The following is a 16831-nucleotide window of genomic DNA, read 5'->3' as shown; positions in this document are numbered from 1 at the left end:
GGCAGTACGAAGAAGCCCCCCGCCGCTCCGAGAGGAGAGGCAGGGGGCTTCTTCACGTCGTGGATCAGACCCGGTCCGGATCAGGCCCGTCGGCGGCGGCGTAGGCCCGCCACCGTGACCGAGGTGAGGGCCAGGAGGGCGAGGGTGGCGCCGGCCAGGCCGGGGGTGAGGCCCTTGGGGGTGAAGGTGCAGGAGACCTTGTCCGTGCCCGGCGTGATGTCCAGGGAGACCAGGCCGTGGAAGCTCTTCACCGGGGCGGAGCACTGCCAGCCGGGGACGTCGGTCATGGCGAAGACGGCGGTGCCGGAGGCCGCCTTCGGGAGGGTGGCCTCGATGGTGTGGCCGCCCGCGCGGACCTCGGTGGCGCCCGTGACGGTGAGGCGGCCGACCGCCTGGGCGAGCGCGGCCCGGTCCAGGCAGCCGACGGGGTGCTCGCCGGCGGTGGCGTCGCGGGTGCGGGTGTCCACGGTGACGTCGACGGTGCCGGACGCGGGGACCTCGCCGAGGCTCACGACCCCGGTCATCCGGTCCTCCAGGGGCCTTGTGCTGCCGCCGGAGGTGAGGGTTCCGTACAGCTGGGGGGAGTACCAGAAGGCCTCGGAGCCGGGCTCGCACCGGGCGGCGTACGTCTGCTGCGTGGCGCTGCCGCCCCGGGTGACGGGCGGGACCCGGTAGACGGTGGCGCCGAGGACCTGCTCCTGGCGGGCGTAGACGCTGGCCGGCGGATTGGGGGAGGAGTACGGGGCGCTGCGGACGGTGACCAGGGGCGGGGTGGGGAAGGTGCGGGCCGTCCAGCTGTTCTTCTGCGGACCCGGTTCGGCGCGGGCGCCGATCGAGAAGATCGCGTCCAGGACGGGATTGCTGGCGCCGAAGATGGTCCGGCCGTCGTTCTTGTAGCCGTAGCCGAGGGGTTCGAGGGCCTTGTACGTGCTCTCGGGGAGGTAGCTGCTGTAGTACTGCGGGCCCTCGGCCTGGAGCGAGAGCGCGTCGTTGTACGAGGTCTGCGGGGCGCCCGAGTCGGTCCGGTACGCGGGCCAGCCGTCGACCGAGCGGACGGCCTCGAGGTGGTTCGTGATCGACTGGCTGGACGTGGCGATCGGCTTCGCCCAGCGTTCGCGGGCGCGGCGGGCGTCCGCGTTGACCGCGGCGGCGGTGGATTCGGCGAAGACGACGCCGACCATGAGGACGGCGGCCACGGGGATCAGTACCCGGCGCTTCTCGCCCAGCGCCAGCAGGACCAGGGCGAGGAGCGACACCGCGCCGCCGCCCAGGACGGCCGGCCAGGTGGTGCCGCCGAAGTCGTTGGTGTGGCGCAGCACGAAGGTCGCGGCGACCAGCAGGGCGGCGCTCAGCGCCAGGTGCAGCGGGCGCGGCCGGTTGGCCAGCGAGAGCCAGGCGACGACCACCACCATGCCGCTGAAGACGAAGGCCTCGCGGTAGGGATTGCCGTTCGGCACCGCCAGTCCGTGCCACACGTACTGGGTGGGCGGGAACTGGAAGGAGAGGACGACGAGCAGGGTCGCCGCCGCCCACACCAGGCGGGTCCGGCGGGCGACGGCCGTGTTGAGGAGGAAGGACCCCGCCAGGATCAGGCCGAGCGAGGCCACGTACAGCCGGGGCCGGCCGCCCCACAGGTAGGTGCCGGGGAGCATGCCGGTCAGGAAGATCTCGATCCGGACGGGATCGAAGGCGGCCGCCTTGGTGGGCTGGGCGGCTCCGCTGGAGAGGAACGAGGGCAGGAGGAGGGGGAGCGTGAGCAGGATGCCGGTCGCGGCGGCCGTCGCGGCCCGCCACACGGCGCGCAGCCGCTGGGCTCCGGTCATGTCGAGGACGATCAGGCGGACGGCGAGCAGCACGCAGGCGGCCATCGTCGCCATCATCGCGGTGTAGAAGTTCCCGAACCAGGCGAGCGCGACCAGCAGCGCCACGCCCGGCCAGCGGCGTTCCTCCAGGCACCATTCGACGGCGATGCCCAGGAGCGGGAGCGCGACCAGGCCCCACATCCACATGGGGATGTACGAGGCGTCGCTGAGCGCCCAGCCGCACAGGCCGTAGACGGCTCCCAGGACGCCCCGCTGCCACCACGGGCCGGGCTGCAGCTTGCCCAGGTAGACGGCCATCAGGGCGGCGGCGGTGCCCATCGTGATCGGGGTGATCATGAAGACGGCGAGGTCCACGTGGGCGCGGGGGACGAGGACGGCCAGCCAGGAGAAGGGGTTGCCGAGGTAGGTGTAGTAGTCGGACAGGAACTGCTGTCCGAAGCCGCCGCGCCAGGTGAAGAGGAGGTCCCCGGCGGCCTGGCCGTGGACCAGGTCCCACAGGGCACGGTGGAACGGGACGTACTGGTTGGCCTGGTCGTTGACGGCCCGGCCCGTGGTGCCGAAGGGGAAGGTGCCCCGGGCGGCCCAGGAGGCGCAGAAGGCGCCCGAGGCGATGAGGAAGGCGAGCAGGGGGGCGTAGAACCGGCCGGCGCGGCGCGGCGCCGGCCGGTCCTCTCCGGGGAGTGGACTGCTGTGCTTGGCGGGCTCCTCGGCCACGGTCCCCAATGCTCTGCTCCCTGCTGGTCGAGTGCTGCTGTCGGAGGTTTTGTCCGACTCGCCAGTCTAGGTCGGCCACGGGGGCTCGCCGGGCGTCCAAGCGGGCCGTACGGCCTGTACGCCGGGCAGCAGGACGGCCATCCGTGCGGGATCCGCGTGAGATCCGGCGAGATCGGCCCGGAACCGGCCCGGGCATCAGGCCGGGCCGGTTCATCTGGGCATGGACATACCGGACCAGCCGGCGAAGGCGGCGCAGGGCGGCGACGCGGCGGCCGTGGCACGACTGCTCGCAGGGGGAGCCGAGGCGGACGCCCGGAACGCGGCCCGGCGCACCCCTCTGGAGCTCGCGGTGCGCGAGGGGCGGGGCGGAGACCGTCCGGCTGCTCCTCAGGGGTCGCCCGAGGACGAGGCGGTGTACAGGTCCCTCTTCAACGCCCTGCACGCCGCCCCGTACCCCGAGTGGCCCAAGGCCTGACCCCGCGCCCGACCGGGAGCCGCCGTCGGCGGGGAGGTGTGGCGGCCTCCGCTTAGCACACCTGCACCACGGCCGCACGTCGGAGGGACTGCATCCCGGCCTCGGCCTTGTGGCGACTGGCCGGAGGGCCCTTCGGGCTGCCGGTGCTGGGGCTTTTGTTTTGACCGGAGTGGATGCGGTGGGTACGCTCAGACCTTGTGCCTGGGGTGTGCCTGGGCTCCTGTGCGTGTCCATCAACCGCACTTGAGCCGTATCAGCCACCGCGATTCATGCGTTTCCACGCTTGCGTGGAGGTCCGCCGGATCCGACACACCCGACCGCGTGGGTCGGCAAATGTTCCAGGTTAGCTTCACTACACGGCACACAGAAACCGGAGAAGTAGTGCCTACGATCCAGCAGCTGGTCCGTAAGGGCCGGCAGGACAAGGTCGAGAAGACAAAGACCCCCGCGCTTGAGGCTTCGCCCCAGCGTCGCGGCGTCTGCACGCGAGTGTTCACGACCACCCCGAAGAAGCCGAACTCGGCGCTGCGTAAGGTCGCGCGTGTGCGTCTGACCTCTGGCATCGAGGTCACCGCTTACATTCCGGGTGAGGGACACAACCTGCAGGAGCACTCGATCGTGCTCGTGCGTGGTGGCCGTGTGAAGGACCTGCCGGGTGTTCGTTACAAGATCATCCGCGGTGCGCTTGACACCCAGGCTGTCAAGAACCGCAAGCAGGCCCGCAGCCGCTACGGCGCCAAGAAGGAGAAGTAAAAAATGCCTCGTAAGGGCCCCGCCCCGAAGCGCCCGGTCATCATCGACCCGGTCTACGCATCTCCTCTGGTGACGTCGCTCATCAACAAGATCCTCCTGAACGGCAAGCGCTCCACCGCCGAGCGCATCGTTTACGGCGCCATGGAAGGCCTCCGCGAGAAGACCGGCAACGACCCGGTCATCACGCTGAAGCGCGCGCTGGAGAACGTCAAGCCGTCGCTCGAGGTCAAGTCCCGCCGTGTCGGTGGCGCCACCTACCAGGTGCCGATCGAGGTCAAGCCGGGTCGTCAGTCGACCCTCGCGCTGCGCTGGCTCGTGGGTTACTCCCGCGCCCGCCGCGAGAAGACGATGACCGAGCGCCTCATGAACGAGCTGCTCGACGCCTCCAACGGTCTTGGCGCTGCTGTCAAGAAGCGCGAAGACACGCACAAGATGGCCGAGTCCAACAAGGCCTTCGCGCACTACCGCTGGTAGTCCGAACCCACATCGAGACCGAGAGAAGACTGAGCCGATATGGCTACCACTTCGCTTGACCTGGCCAAGGTGCGCAACATCGGCATCATGGCTCACATCGACGCGGGCAAGACGACCACCACCGAGCGCATCCTGTTCTACACCGGTGTGTCTTACAAGATCGGTGAGGTCCACGACGGCGCTGCCACGATGGACTGGATGGAGCAGGAGCAGGAGCGTGGTATCACCATCACGTCTGCCGCTACCACCTGCCACTGGCCGCTCGAAGATGTTGACCACACCATCAACATCATCGACACCCCGGGTCACGTCGACTTCACCGTCGAGGTGGAGCGTTCGCTCCGCGTCCTCGACGGCGCCGTCACCGTGTTCGACGGTGTGGCCGGCGTCGAGCCGCAGTCCGAGACCGTTTGGCGTCAGGCGGACCGCTACGGCGTGCCGCGCATCTGCTTCGTCAACAAGCTCGACCGCACCGGCGCCGAGTTCCACCGCTGCGTCGACATGATCAAGGACCGCCTCGGTGCGGTTCCGATCGTCATGCAGCTCCCCATCGGTGCCGAGATGGACTTCCAGGGCGTTGTCGACCTGGTCACCATGAAGGCGTTCGTCTGGTCCGCCGAGGCGACCAAGGGCGAGATGTACGACATCGTCGACATCCCGGCCACGCACACCGAAGCCGCTGAAGAGTGGCGTGCGAAGCTCGTCGAGACCGTCGCCGAGAACGACGACCAGATCATGGAGCTGTTCCTGGAGGGCGTCGAGCCCACCGTCGAGCAGCTGCACGCCGCTGTGCGTCGCATCATCATCGGCTCCAAGGGCGACAAGGGTGCCACCGTCACCGCGGTGTTCTGTGGCACGGCGTTCAAGAACAAGGGCGTTCAGCCCCTGCTCGACGCCGTCGTCCGCTACCTCCCGTCGCCCCTGGACATCGAGGCCATCGAAGGCCACGACGTCCGGGACGCCGAGGTCGTCGTGAAGCGCAAGCCCTCGGACGACGAGCCCCTCGCGGCGCTCGCGTTCAAGATCATGCGCGACCCGCACCTCGGTAAGCTCACCTTCGTCCGGGTTTACTCGGGCCGCCTGGAGGCCGGCACCTCGGTGCTGAACTCCGTCAAGGGCAAGAAGGAGCGCATCGGCAAGATCTACCGCATGCACGCGAACAAGCGTGAGGAGATCGAAGCGGTGGGCGCCGGTGACATCGTCGCCGTCATGGGCCTGAAGCAGACCACCACCGGTGAGACGCTGTGTGACGACAAGAACCCGGTCATCCTGGAGTCCATGGACTTCCCGGCCCCGGTCATTCAGGTCGCCATCGAGCCCAAGTCCAAGGGTGACCAGGAGAAGCTGGGTGTCGCCATCCAGTCTCTCGCGGAGGAGGACCCCTCCTTCCACGTTCACTCGGACGAAGAGACCGGCCAGACCATCCTCGGTGGTATGGGCGAGCTGCACCTCGAGGTGCTGGTCGACCGTATGAAGCGCGAGTTCAAGGTCGAGGCCAACGTCGGCAAGCCGCAGGTCGCTTACCGCGAGACGATCCGCCAGACGGTGGAGCGTCACGACTACACCCACAAGAAGCAGACCGGTGGTACCGGTCAGTTCGCCAAGGTGCAGATCGCGATCGAGCCGATCCTCGAGGCCGACGGTCCGGCGTACGAGTTCGTGAACAAGGTCACCGGTGGCCGCATCCCGAGGGAGTACATCCCCTCGGTCGACGCGGGTGCGCAGGAAGCCATGAAGTTCGGCATCCTCGCCGGCTACGAGATGACCGGCGTTCGCGTCATCCTTCTCGACGGTGGCTACCACGAGGTCGACTCCTCCGAGCTCGCCTTCAAGATCGCCGGTTCGCAGGCCTTCAAGGAGGCCGCGCGCAAGGCTTCTCCCGTGCTCCTCGAGCCGATGATGGCCGTCGAGGTCACCACGCCGGAGGAGTCCATGGGTGACGTCATCGGTGACATCAACTCCCGCCGTGGCCAGATCCAGGCCATGGAGGAGCGTCACGGCGCTCGCCTCGTGAAGGGCCTCGTGCCCCTCTCGGAGATGTTCGGCTACGTCGGAGACCTCCGCAGCAAGACCTCGGGTCGCGCCAGCTACTCGATGCAGTTCGACTCCTACGCCGAGGTTCCCCGGAACGTCGCTGAGGAGATCATCGCGAAGGCCAAGGGCGAGTAACTCTTCCGAGTACACGCTTTAGGCTTGTCACCGGAGCCTCTGGGGCAACAGGAGTAACCCTCCCGTTGCCCCGGGGAACCGGCTTTCCAGCAAAGATCACCTGGCGCCGATGAGTAAGGCGTACAGAACCACTCTCCAGGAGGACCCCGTGGCGAAGGCGAAGTTCGAGCGGACTAAGCCGCACGTCAACATCGGCACCATCGGTCACATTGACCACGGTAAGACGACCCTCACGGCCGCCATTACCAAGGTGCTGCACGACGCGTACCCGGACCTGAACGAGGCCTCGGCCTTCGACCAGATCGACAAGGCTCCCGAAGAGCGCCAGCGCGGTATCACCATCTCCATCGCGCACGTCGAGTACCAGACCGAGGCGCGTCACTACGCCCACGTCGACTGCCCGGGTCACGCGGACTACATCAAGAACATGATCACCGGTGCCGCGCAGATGGACGGCGCGATCCTCGTGGTCGCCGCCACCGACGGCCCGATGCCGCAGACCAAGGAGCACGTGCTCCTGGCCCGCCAGGTCGGCGTTCCGTACATCGTCGTCGCCCTGAACAAGGCCGACATGGTGGACGACGAGGAGATCCTGGAGCTCGTCGAGCTCGAGGTTCGTGAGCTCCTCTCCGACTACGAGTTCCCGGGCGACGACCTTCCGGTCGTCCGCGTCTCGGCGCTCAAGGCGCTCGAGGGCGACAAGGAGTGGGGCGAGAAGCTTCTCGGCCTCATGACCGCCGTCGACGAGGCCATCCCGACCCCGCCGCGTGACACCGAGCTGCCGTTCCTCATGCCCGTCGAGGACGTCTTCACGATCACCGGTCGCGGTACCGTCGTCACCGGCCGTATCGAGCGTGGTGTCCTGAAGGTCAACGAGACCGTCGACATCATCGGTATCAAGGAGACCAAGACCACCACCACGGTCACCGGTATCGAGATGTTCCGCAAGCTGCTCGACGAGGGCCAGGCGGGCGAGAACGTCGGTCTGCTCCTCCGTGGCATCAAGCGCGAGGACGTCGAGCGCGGCCAGGTCATCATCAAGCCCGGTTCGGTCACCCCGCACACCGAGTTCGAGGCCCAGGCCTACATCCTGTCGAAGGACGAGGGTGGCCGTCACACCCCCTTCTTCAACAACTACCGTCCGCAGTTCTACTTCCGTACCACCGACGTCACGGGTGTTGTCACCCTGCCGGCCGGCACGGAGATGGTCATGCCGGGCGACAACACCGAGATGACGGTCGCGCTGATCCAGCCGGTCGCCATGGAGGAGGGCCTCAAGTTCGCCATCCGTGAGGGTGGTCGTACCGTGGGCGCCGGCCAGGTCACCAAGATCACGAAGTAATTCGTGTTCTGACCTGGTAGCTCGCTGACGCGGGCACCATGTTTGACAGGAGGGCCCCTTCCCCGTCGTTCACGCGACGGGGAAGGGGCCCTTCGTCGTACGGGGCCCGCGCTACGAGCCTGCGCGCCGCGGCCGGGCATGCGAAGAGGGCCGCACCCCCGGGGGTACGGCCCTCTTCGCGTACGGCGCTCCGTGCGCGGCGGTCACTTCACCCGCAGGGACTCCGTGAACTCCATGCAGGCGGCGTAGTCCGGCAGCAGGCCGGACGCGGCGGCGTCGGCCAGCGAGGGGGCCGCGTCGTCACGGGCGGACAGCAGCGGGACGTCGGCCGGCCAGTCGATGCCCAGGTCGGGGTCGAGCGGGTGGACCGAGTGCTCGCCCGTCGGGTTGTACGTCTCCGAGCAGAGGTAGGACAGGGTGGCGTCGTCGGTGAGCGCGCAGAAGCCGTGGCCCATGCCCTCGGGGAGGTAGACGGCGCGGCGGTCCACGTCGTCCAGCCGGACGCCCTCCCAGCGGCCGAAGGTCGGGGAGCCGACCCGGATGTCCACGATGATGTCCAGCACGGCGCCGCGCACGCAGGTGACGTACTTGGCCTGGCCGCGCGGGACGTCGGCGAAGTGGATGCCGCGGACCACGCCGCGCTGGGAGACCGAGAGGTTGGCCTGCGCCAGGTTCAGCGGGTGCCCGACGACCTCGGCGAGGTGGTCGAAGCGGTACCACTCCATGAACATGCCGCGCGGGTCACCGTGCTGCTGGGGCGTTATCTCGAAAACGCCCTCGATGGAGAGTTCGCGGAACTTCATCGTGCGGCCTCCTCTTCCAGCAGACCGATCAGGTAGTCGCCGTAGCCGCTCTTGACCAGCGGTTCGGCCAGTGCGCGCAGCTGCGCGGAGTCGATGAGACCCGCACGCCAGGCGGCTTCCTCGATGCAGCCGATCTTGAAGCCCTGGCGCTCCTCGATCACGCGCACGAACTCCGAGGCCTGCACCATCGAGACGAAGGTGCCGGTGTCCAGCCAGGCGGTACCGCGGTCGAGGATGGTGACATTCAGCTCACCGGCCTGGAGGTACGCGTCGTTGACGGCGGTGATCTCCAGCTCGCCGCGGGCGCTGGGCTTCAGGCCGCGGGCGATCTCCACGACGCGGTTGTCGTAGAAGTACAGGCCGGGCACGGCGTAACGGGACTTGGGCTGGGCCGGCTTCTCCTCGATGGAGATGGCCTGGCCGTTCTCGTCGAACTCGACCACGCCGTACGCCGTCGGGTCCGCCACCGGGTACGCGAAGACCCGGCCGCCCTTGGAGTCGGTGTGCTCCGCCAGGCGGGTGCCGAGGCCGCTGCCGTGGAAGATGTTGTCGCCGAGGATCAGGGCGACGGAGTCGTCGCCGATGAAGTCGGCGCCGAGCACGAAGGCCTGGGCGATGCCCTCGGGGCGCTCCTGGACGGCGTACTCCAGCCGGATGCCGAACTGCGAACCGTCGCCGAGCAGGCGCTCGAACTGGTCGCGGTCCTCCGGGGTGGTGATGACGAGGATCTCGCTGATCCCGGCCATGACCAGCGTCGAGAGCGGGTAGTAGATCATCGGCTTGTCGAAGACGGGCAGCAGCTGCTTCGACACTGCCCGCGTCAGCGGCCAGAGTCGGGATCCGGTGCCGCCGGCCAAGAGAATTCCACGCATGAGCACAACCCTATGCGAGACCGGCGGAGGCGCGCCGTCCGGGCCCGGAGGGAGCGGGCGGACGGCCGTGGCGGAGTAGGCGAGCGGCTAGACTGTTTGTATTATGCGCATCCTTGTGACCGGCGGCGCCGGCTTCATCGGTTCAGAATTCGTCCGCCAGCAGCTCGGTTCGGACCCCACGGCCCAGATCACCGTCTTCGACAAGCTGACGTATTCCGGCGTCGAAGCCAACCTCGCCCCGGTTGCCGGCCACGCCGGCTACTCGTTCGTCAAGGGTGACATCTGCGACGCCGAGGCCGTCGACCAGGTGATGCCCGGCCACGACGTCGTCGTGCACTTCGCGGCCGAGTCCCACGTGGACCGCTCGATCGCCGGCGCGGGCCCCTTCGTGATGACCAACGTGGTGGGCACCCAGGTCCTCCTGGACGCCGCCCGCAAGCACGGCGTCGGCCGCTTCGTCCACATCTCCACCGACGAGGTCTACGGCTCCATCAGCGAGGGCTCCTGGACCGAGGAGTGGCCGCTGGTGCCCAACTCCCCGTACTCCGCCTCGAAGGCCTCCTCCGACCTGCTCGCGCTGGCCTACGCCCGCACGCACGGCATGGACGTCGTGGTCACGCGCTGCTCCAACAACTACGGGCACTACCAGTTCCCGGAGAAGGTCATCCCGCTGTTCGTCTCCAACCTGATGGACGGCAAGAAGGTCCCGCTGTACGGCAACGGCGGCAACGTGCGCGACTGGCTGCACGTCTCCGACCACTGCCGCGGCATCGACCTGGCCATGCGCAAGGGCCGCGGCGGCGAGGTCTACAACATCGGCGGCGGCGTCGAGCTCACCAACAAGGAGCTCACCGGCGTCCTGCTGGAGGCCGCGGGCCTGGGCTGGGAGATGGTCGAGCGCGTCGAGGACCGCAAGGGCCACGACCTGCGCTACTCCATCGACATCAGCAAGATCGGTTCGGAGCTCGGCTACGCCCCGCAGGTCACCTTCGAGGAAGGCATCGCGTCGACCATCGCCTGGTACCGCGAGAACCGCGCCTGGTGGGAGCCCCTGAAGGCCAAGGCAGCGCTGCAGAAGTGACCGCCGCGGACGTGAGCAAGAGCAACAACGGTATTGAGGGCACCGACGTCCCGAACGGCACCGAGGGCGCCCGCTGGGTCGTCACCGGCGCCGCCGGCATGCTCGGCCAGGACGTCCTGGCCGTCCTCAAGGACGCCGGCATCGCCGCGACGGGCCTGGGCCGCACCGACCTCGACATCACCGACCCGGCCGCCGTCCGGGCCGCCGTCGAGGGCGCTGCCGTGGTCGTGAACTGCGCCGCCTGGACCGACGTCGACGGTGCGGAGAGCGCCGAAGAGGCCGCCACCGCCGTCAACGGCACCGGCGTACGCGTCCTGGCCGAGGCCTGCGCCGCGGCCGGAGCCCGCCTCCTGCACGTCTCCACCGACTACGTGCTGCCCGGCGACGCCGAGCAGCCGTACGCCGAGGACTCCGCGACCGGCCCGGTCAACGCGTACGGCCGCTCCAAGCTGGTCGGCGAGCAGGCCGTGGCCGAGCTGCTGCCGCAGCACGGCTACGTGGTCCGCACCGCCTGGCTGTACGGCGAGCACGGCCCGAACTTCGTCGCCACCATGCTCAAGCTCGCCGCCCAGCGGGACACCCTCGACGTGGTCGACGACCAGCACGGCCAGCCCACGTGGTCCTACGCGCTGGCCGGCCGCCTCGTCGAGCTCGGGCAGGCCGCCCTGGCGGGCCGCGCCCCCGGCGGGGTCTACCACGGCACCGCGAGCGGCCGGACCACCTGGTTCGGACTGGCCCGCGAGACCTACCGGCTGAGCGGTCTGGACCCCGAGCGGATCCGCCCCACCGACTCCTCCGCGTTCGTACGCCCCGCCGTCCGGCCGGCGTTCAGCGTGCTCGCGCACGACCGCTGGGCCGGAGCCGGCCTGCCCCCGCTCGCCGACTGGCGCGAGCAGCTGGCAGCGGCCCTGGCACTGCCCGCCTTCGCAGCGCCCGAGGGCGCGGACAGGAACGGCAGCTCGGGATGAAGAGCCTGCTGAGCAAGATCAGCGCGGCCCTGCCGCCGGGCACCGTTGCGGTGGCCGGCGGCACCGTCGTGCTCGGGGCGGCCTCGTACGTCCACCTCGGCGTGGCCGGCCACAGCCTGTCCACGGAAGCCATGGCGAACGTCTCGGTGCTGTGGACGATCGTGATGGCGATCGGGCTCGGCATCTTCTTCCCCATCGAGCAGGAACTCACCCGGATCGTCGCCGCCCGCGCGGTCGACGGGCACGGGGCGGCCCCCGTCCTGCGCCGGGCCACCCTGCTCACCGCGGCGATCCTCGGCGCGACCCTGCTCGTCCTCACCGCCGCCGCCGGCCCCCTCGCGGACCTGCTCTTCCACGGGGACCGGGCCCTGGTGGCGGCCCTCGGCGGTGCCTTCACCGGCATGGCCGTCTGCTACCTCACCCGCGGGGTACTGGCCGGCCTCGGCCGGTTCGGCGCGTACGGCACCCAGCTCGCCATCGACGGCGGGCTGCGGATCGTGCTCGCCTTCGGCTGCGCCGTGGTCATACCGGACTCCGCGCTGGCCTTCAGCCTCGTACTGGCGCTGGCTCCGGTCATCGCCGCCCTGGTCACGCTGCCCGCGCTGCTGCGCGTCGTCGAACCGGGCGAGGAGATCGCCTGGCGCGAGCTGACCTCCGGTCTGGGCCTGCTGATCTGCTCGACCCTGCTGTCCCAGGTCGTGGTCAACGCCGCCGTGATGAGCACCAAGCTGCTCGCCCCCACGGACAGCGTGCTGATCGCGGCCCTGCTGAACGCCCTGGTCCTGGCCCGGGTACCGCTCTTCGTCTTCGGCTCGCTCCAGGCCTCCCTGCTCAACGGGCTCAGCGCCGCCTTCCAGGCCGGCGACCGGGCCGCCTTCTCGGCGATGCTGCGCCGGATCGGCATGGTCGTCGGAGCGCTCGGCCTGCTCGGCGGCATCCCCGCCACCGTGCTCGGCCCCTGGCTGATCGGCGTGCTCTTCGGCGCCAAGCCGGCGCTGGGCTGCTTCGACTTCTTCCTGTTGTCCGCCGGGACCGTGGCGTACATGTTCGCGATGGTGCTCGGTCAGGCGCTGATGGTATTCAAGCGACACAACCTGCAGCTGCTCTGCTGGGCCATCGGTACCGCCGTGCTGGTCGGCGTCACCTTCGCCCCCGGTGACGTGGCTCTGCGGGTGATCCTGGCCTATGCTCTCGGCTCCGTCGCCACCGTCGTCGCTATGCTGACAGCGCTGAGACTGAAGTTCCCGGAAGCCGTTCCGGGAGCCGGCGACGCTCCCGGGCGGACGGACGTCGCGAGCCCGCTGGGCGCCGGCGCCGCAGGGACGTGACCGTGCCCGCCTCCGAAGTCCCACAGACCCCCGAGCACTCGTATGTGCCACATTCCGCTGGAGCTACCGTGTCCCAATACGACGATGTCTGGCTGGTCATACCGGCCTATAACGAGGGCCAGGTGATCGCCGGTGTCGTCGAGGGAGCGCGCAAGACCTTTCCGAACATAGTCGTCGTCGACGACGGCAGCTCGGACGACTCCGCGCAGCACATCGCCTCCACCGGTGCGCACCTGGTGCAGCACCCGGTCAACCTCGGCCAGGGCGCGGCCCTGCAGACCGGCCTGAAGTACGCCCTCTCCCAGCCGGGAGCCCGCTACTTCGCCACGTTCGACGCGGACGGCCAGCACCAGACCCACGACGTCGAGAAGATGGTCGCCGTCCTGCGCTCCGACGAGGCCGACGTGGTGCTCGGCTCCCGCTTCATCGAGCAGAACGGCCAGGTGCCGTGGATCAAGCGGGTCGTGCTGCGCACGGCCGCCGCCGTCAGCCCGACCGCCCGCAAGCTCAACCTCACCGACGCGCACAACGGTCTGCGCGTCCTGGGCCGCGCCGCGGCGGAGAAGCTGCAGATCACGCACAACGGCATGGCCCACGCCTCCGAGATCGTCGGCTACCTGGCCGGCTCCGGACTGCGCGTCGTCGAGGTCCCCGTGGACATCCTCTACACCGAGTACTCGCGCGCCAAGGGTCAGTCCCTGATCAACGGCGTCAACATCCTCTTCGACATCACCCTGCGGGAGCGTGGCCGCCGATGAAGTACTTCTGGATCCAGCTGGTGCTCATCCTGGGCTCCGTGTCGCTGGCCCTCATGTTCATACGCAACTGGGACCAGGCGAAGACCCGTGCCTGGAAGCGCATCGCCTTCTCGGTGTTCGTCCTCGTCAACGTGTACGCCGTCCTGCGGCCCACCGACGTGACCTGGCTGGCCCACCAGCTCGGCGTCGGCCGCGGCACCGACCTGGTGCTGTACGTGATGGTCCTGGCCATGGGCTTCCTCACGCTCAACACCTTCCTGCGCTTCCGCTCGCTCGAGAAGAAGATCACCGACCTGGCCCGGACGGTGGCCCTCAGCGAGGGCGCGCGCCACAACGACGAGCGCCTCGGCCCGGACGCCGTCCGTCAGCCCGCCCCGGTCGAACCCGCCGCCCCGGTCGAGCCCGAGGCGCCGGCCACCGAACCCGCAGACTCCGTCAAGGCCTGAGGAATCACCGTGGTGACCTTCGACTTCATGCTCCCCTACTACGGGGACGTCCGGCTGATGCAGGACGCGGTCCGCAGCATCCTGGCGCAGACGGACCCGGACTTCCGACTCGTCGTGATCGACGACGGCAAGGAGCCGGACGTACCCGGCTGGTTCGCGGAGCTGGGCGACGAGCGGGTCCAGTACACCCGCAACGAGCAGAACCTCGGCATCAACGAGAACTTCAAGAAGTGCGTGCGCCTCTCCGAGGCCGACTACGTCGTCATCATGGGCTGCGACGACGTGCTCCACCCGGACTACCTGAAGACCGTACGGGGCCTGGCCGAGGCCCAGCCGGGCATCGGCATGATCCAGCCCGGCGTCGAGGTCATCGACGGCGAGGGCCGGGTCACCGCCGGACTCGCCGACAACGTCAAGCGCAGGCTCTACGCCCCGCAGGTCAAGGGCAACCGCACGATGGCGGGCGAGGAGCTCGCCGTCAGCGTGCTGCGCGGGAACTGGCTGTACTTCCCGTCCATCGCCTGGCGCGGTGACGCCCTGCGCAAGGTGAACTTCCAGTCCGAGTACTCCGTGGTCCAGGACCTCGCGCTCGTGGTCGACCTGCTCGAACTCGGCGAGGCGATGGTGATCGACGCCTCGGCCACCGTCTTCCAGTACCGCCGGCACGCCGTCAGCGAGTCCTCGGTCCAGGCCTTCACCGGCACCCGCTTCACCGAGCAGGCGCGCTACTTCGAGGCGGTCGCCGACCGGATGGCCGCCCGCGGCTGGCCCAAGGCCGCCCGCGCCGCCCGCATCCACAGTGCCTCCCGCTTCCACGCGATCACGATGCTCCCCGGGGCGCTGCGCCGCGGGAACCGTGAGGGCGCCAAGAACCTGGCCCGGCACGCGTTCACCACCGGGCAGAGCTGAGCCTGCCCGGCAGTCCAACCAGAACAGGAAGTGCCAGGGGTGCAGTCGGGAACCGAAACGATGGACGCGGCCGGAACGAAGGACGCGTCCGCCCCTGACCGGAGCGGCAAGCCCGCCGGGACCGAGCGGCTGCTCGCCCTGCGGGACTCCGCTCTGCGCCGGCGGTGGTTCTGGCCCGCGGCCCTGGTCACCGGGTACCTGACGCAGGTGCTGTTCCGGCTCTCCCTGGTGTGGGGCAACAGCTACCCCTCGGTCCACGCGGACGAGCCCTCGTACCTCGTCCTGGCCCGGGTCCTCGCGGGGCGGCCGACGACCGAGATGCCCGTCGGCTCGGTCATCCCCGGCGGCTACCCGTTGCTGCTCTCCCCGGCCCTGCGCATCGCGGACGACCCGGTCACCGCGTACCAGCTGGTCATGGGCATCAACACGCTGCTCAACGCGCTGGTCTTCCCCCTGGCCTACGTGGCCCTGCGCAGGCTCGACCTGCCCAGGGGGCTCTCCTTCCTGATCGCCACGGCGGCCGCGCTGATGCCGCCCGTGGTCTTCTACTCCGAGTTCGCGATGTCCGACACCGTGCTCCCGGTGGTCCTCCTCGGCTGGCTGATCACCCTGCACGGCTGGCTCAGCGACGGCGAGCCGCGCCGCCGCACCTGGTACGGAGCGGGGGCCGGCCTGCTGGCCGGCTACTCCATGGCGGTGCACGACCGCGGCGGCGTGGTCGTGGCCATCACCGCCCTGGTGTTCCTGGGCGCACTGGTCTTCAAGTGGGCGCCGCTGCGCTCCACGCTCGCCGCCTGGGGCGGCCTCGCCGTCTCCGTGCTGGGCGCCAAACTCCTCGCCACCTGGCTGGAGGCGCAGTTCAAGGACACCCCGCCGAGCTCGGTCGGCACGCAGGTGATGGACAACCTCGTCGAGCCCGAGCTGCTGCGCCGCACGGTGACCCGTACGATCGGCCAGCTCTGGTACTTCTCGGTCTCCTCCTGGGGCTTCGGCGCGATCGCCCTCGCCCTGTGCGTGTTCGCGGTGTTCAGCCCCCGCTTCACCCGGGCCTCGCGGGTGGTCTCCTTCGCCATGGTCGCCCTGCTGTGCGGGATCGCGCTCGCGGCGGCCGCCGGACTGCCCGGGGACAAGCGGATCGACAACTGGATCTACGCCCGGTACCTGGCCGTGCTCGTGCCGGCGTTCTTCGTGGTCGGCGTCGCCGCGCTGTGGCGCGCACGGACCGGAGCCCTGCTGCGGCTGGTGCTGAGCGCGGTGGTGTTCACCGTGGTCACCGCCGAGTTCGTGATCATGGTGGTCGGCAAGGGCCTCTACGCGCGCTGGATCATCCCGTGGGCCATGCCGGACGCGCTGTTCCTGGCCTCGGAGTGGACGAAGCTGCACATGTGGCGGACGCTCGCCGGAGCCCTGCTGGTGCTCGCCGCCTGCGTGATGTTCCGGCTGGCCGGCGGACGCCGGGTGGTGTGGGCCGTCGCGGTGTCGCTGGCCCTGTTCGCCACGTACGCGACGACCACGGTCACCTCGAACGTGGCCGAGCCGCACCGGAAGATCCGCAAGTACCTGGCCACCGGCTTCACCCAGTCCGCGGACCTCAAGCCGGGGGAGAACCTGGTGATGGACGAGGACGTCGACTGGGGCCTGCGGATGGCCCAGGCGTACGAGGTGTACGAGGGCCGGGTCTGGACGAGGAACCTGGAGCACGGTGACCAGCCGCCCGCCGCGGCGGACGCGGCCGTACTGCGCCTGACCTCGAAGGACGCCAAGCCGGAGGACTCCTGGCCGGACGCCCCCAAGGGCTGGTACGTGGCCAAGGTGAACACGCTGCACGAATGGGTGCTCTGGCGCCACCACTGAGGCCCCCGCCCGCCTCGTCCCGTACGCCTGCCAGTAGCATCCGGGCGGTCGGATGGGTCGTC

At 69.4% G+C, this 16831-nt stretch carries 15 protein-coding genes; 12 read left to right on the top strand and 3 right to left on the bottom strand.

What is annotated here, in order from left to right:
- Positions 1 to 80: 80 nt before the first annotated feature.
- Entirely contained in the window at positions 81 to 2537 is a 2457-nt protein-coding gene (locus tag ACE1OC_RS16875) for a YfhO family protein (protein ID WP_407837697.1), read from the bottom strand.
- A 220-nt stretch (positions 2538 to 2757) separates the two neighbouring features.
- Here ACE1OC_RS16875 and ACE1OC_RS16870 point away from each other — a divergent pair, with 220 nt between their 5' ends.
- The 5 genes from ACE1OC_RS16870 to tuf all read left to right on the top strand — a co-directional run bounded on the left by ACE1OC_RS16870 (position 2758) and on the right by tuf (position 7750).
- The gene (locus ACE1OC_RS16870) at positions 2758 to 3012 is read left to right on the top strand and encodes a hypothetical protein (RefSeq protein ID WP_407837696.1); all 255 of its coding nucleotides are present in this window, start codon (positions 2758 to 2760) and stop codon (positions 3010 to 3012) included.
- Positions 3013 to 3393: 381 nt separating this feature from the next.
- The gene (rpsL, locus tag ACE1OC_RS16865; RefSeq protein WP_007265893.1) at positions 3394 to 3765 is read left to right on the top strand and encodes a 30S ribosomal protein S12; all 372 of its coding nucleotides are present in this window, start codon (positions 3394 to 3396) and stop codon (positions 3763 to 3765) included.
- 3 nt (positions 3766 to 3768) lie between these two features.
- The gene (rpsG, locus tag ACE1OC_RS16860; RefSeq protein ID WP_215023410.1) at positions 3769 to 4239 is read left to right on the top strand and encodes a 30S ribosomal protein S7; all 471 of its coding nucleotides are present in this window, start codon (positions 3769 to 3771) and stop codon (positions 4237 to 4239) included.
- 39 nt (positions 4240 to 4278) lie between these two features.
- The gene (gene fusA, locus ACE1OC_RS16855) at positions 4279 to 6408 is read left to right on the top strand and encodes an elongation factor G (protein WP_407837695.1); all 2130 of its coding nucleotides are present in this window, start codon (positions 4279 to 4281) and stop codon (positions 6406 to 6408) included.
- 148 nt (positions 6409 to 6556) lie between these two features.
- Positions 6557 to 7750: an elongation factor Tu gene (gene tuf / locus ACE1OC_RS16850; RefSeq protein ID WP_407837694.1), complete on the top strand. Its 1194-nt coding sequence runs from the start codon at positions 6557 to 6559 to the stop codon at positions 7748 to 7750.
- Positions 7751 to 7953: 203 nt separating this feature from the next.
- Here tuf and rfbC read toward each other — a convergent pair whose 3' ends face one another.
- Positions 7954 to 8553 (bottom strand): dTDP-4-dehydrorhamnose 3,5-epimerase, encoded by a 600-nt coding sequence (gene rfbC / locus ACE1OC_RS16845; RefSeq protein ID WP_266955895.1) that lies wholly within the window; start codon positions 8551 to 8553, stop codon positions 7954 to 7956.
- On the bottom strand, positions 8550 to 9425 hold the full coding sequence (rfbA, locus tag ACE1OC_RS16840; protein WP_266955893.1) for a glucose-1-phosphate thymidylyltransferase RfbA: 876 nt from the start codon (positions 9423 to 9425) through the stop codon (positions 8550 to 8552). Before rfbA ends, rfbC begins: the two co-directional genes overlap by 4 nt.
- Before the next feature lie 103 nt (positions 9426 to 9528).
- On the opposite strand from rfbA, the gene rfbB reads away from it, so the two are divergent.
- The 7 genes from rfbB (at position 9529) to ACE1OC_RS16805 (ending at position 16769) form a co-directional block, all read left to right on the top strand.
- Entirely contained in the window at positions 9529 to 10506 is a 978-nt protein-coding gene (rfbB, locus tag ACE1OC_RS16835) for a dTDP-glucose 4,6-dehydratase (protein WP_266955891.1), read from the top strand.
- Positions 10507 to 10604: 98 nt separating this feature from the next.
- Entirely contained in the window at positions 10605 to 11474 is an 870-nt protein-coding gene (rfbD, locus tag ACE1OC_RS16830) for a dTDP-4-dehydrorhamnose reductase (RefSeq protein ID WP_407841585.1), read from the top strand.
- Positions 11471 to 12802, top strand: coding sequence for a lipopolysaccharide biosynthesis protein (locus tag ACE1OC_RS16825; protein WP_407837693.1), 1332 nt, complete (start codon positions 11471 to 11473; stop codon positions 12800 to 12802). Before rfbD ends, ACE1OC_RS16825 begins: the two co-directional genes overlap by 4 nt.
- A gap of 68 nt (positions 12803 to 12870) precedes the next feature.
- Positions 12871 to 13560 (top strand): glycosyltransferase family 2 protein, encoded by a 690-nt coding sequence (locus tag ACE1OC_RS16820; protein WP_382972180.1) that lies wholly within the window; start codon positions 12871 to 12873, stop codon positions 13558 to 13560.
- A complete protein-coding gene (locus ACE1OC_RS16815) occupies positions 13557 to 14006 on the top strand; it encodes a DUF2304 domain-containing protein (protein WP_407837692.1) in 450 nt (149 codons plus the stop codon). The genes ACE1OC_RS16820 and ACE1OC_RS16815 overlap by 4 nt, the downstream gene beginning before the upstream one ends.
- A 9-nt stretch (positions 14007 to 14015) precedes the next feature.
- Complete coding sequence (locus ACE1OC_RS16810) at positions 14016 to 14915, top strand: glycosyltransferase family 2 protein (RefSeq protein ID WP_407837691.1); 900 nt, start codon at positions 14016 to 14018, stop codon at positions 14913 to 14915.
- Positions 14916 to 14954: 39 nt separating this feature from the next.
- The gene (locus tag ACE1OC_RS16805) at positions 14955 to 16769 is read left to right on the top strand and encodes a hypothetical protein (RefSeq protein ID WP_407837690.1); all 1815 of its coding nucleotides are present in this window, start codon (positions 14955 to 14957) and stop codon (positions 16767 to 16769) included.
- The last annotated feature ends 62 nt before the right edge of the window (positions 16770 to 16831 follow it).

The organism is Streptomyces stoeckheimensis (assembly GCF_045822005.1).
GTDB classification, from domain to species: domain Bacteria; phylum Actinomycetota; class Actinomycetes; order Streptomycetales; family Streptomycetaceae; genus Streptomyces; species Streptomyces stoeckheimensis.
The sequence above is the reverse complement of the archived record's forward strand: the minus strand, read 5'-3'. Positions and strand labels throughout refer to the sequence as shown.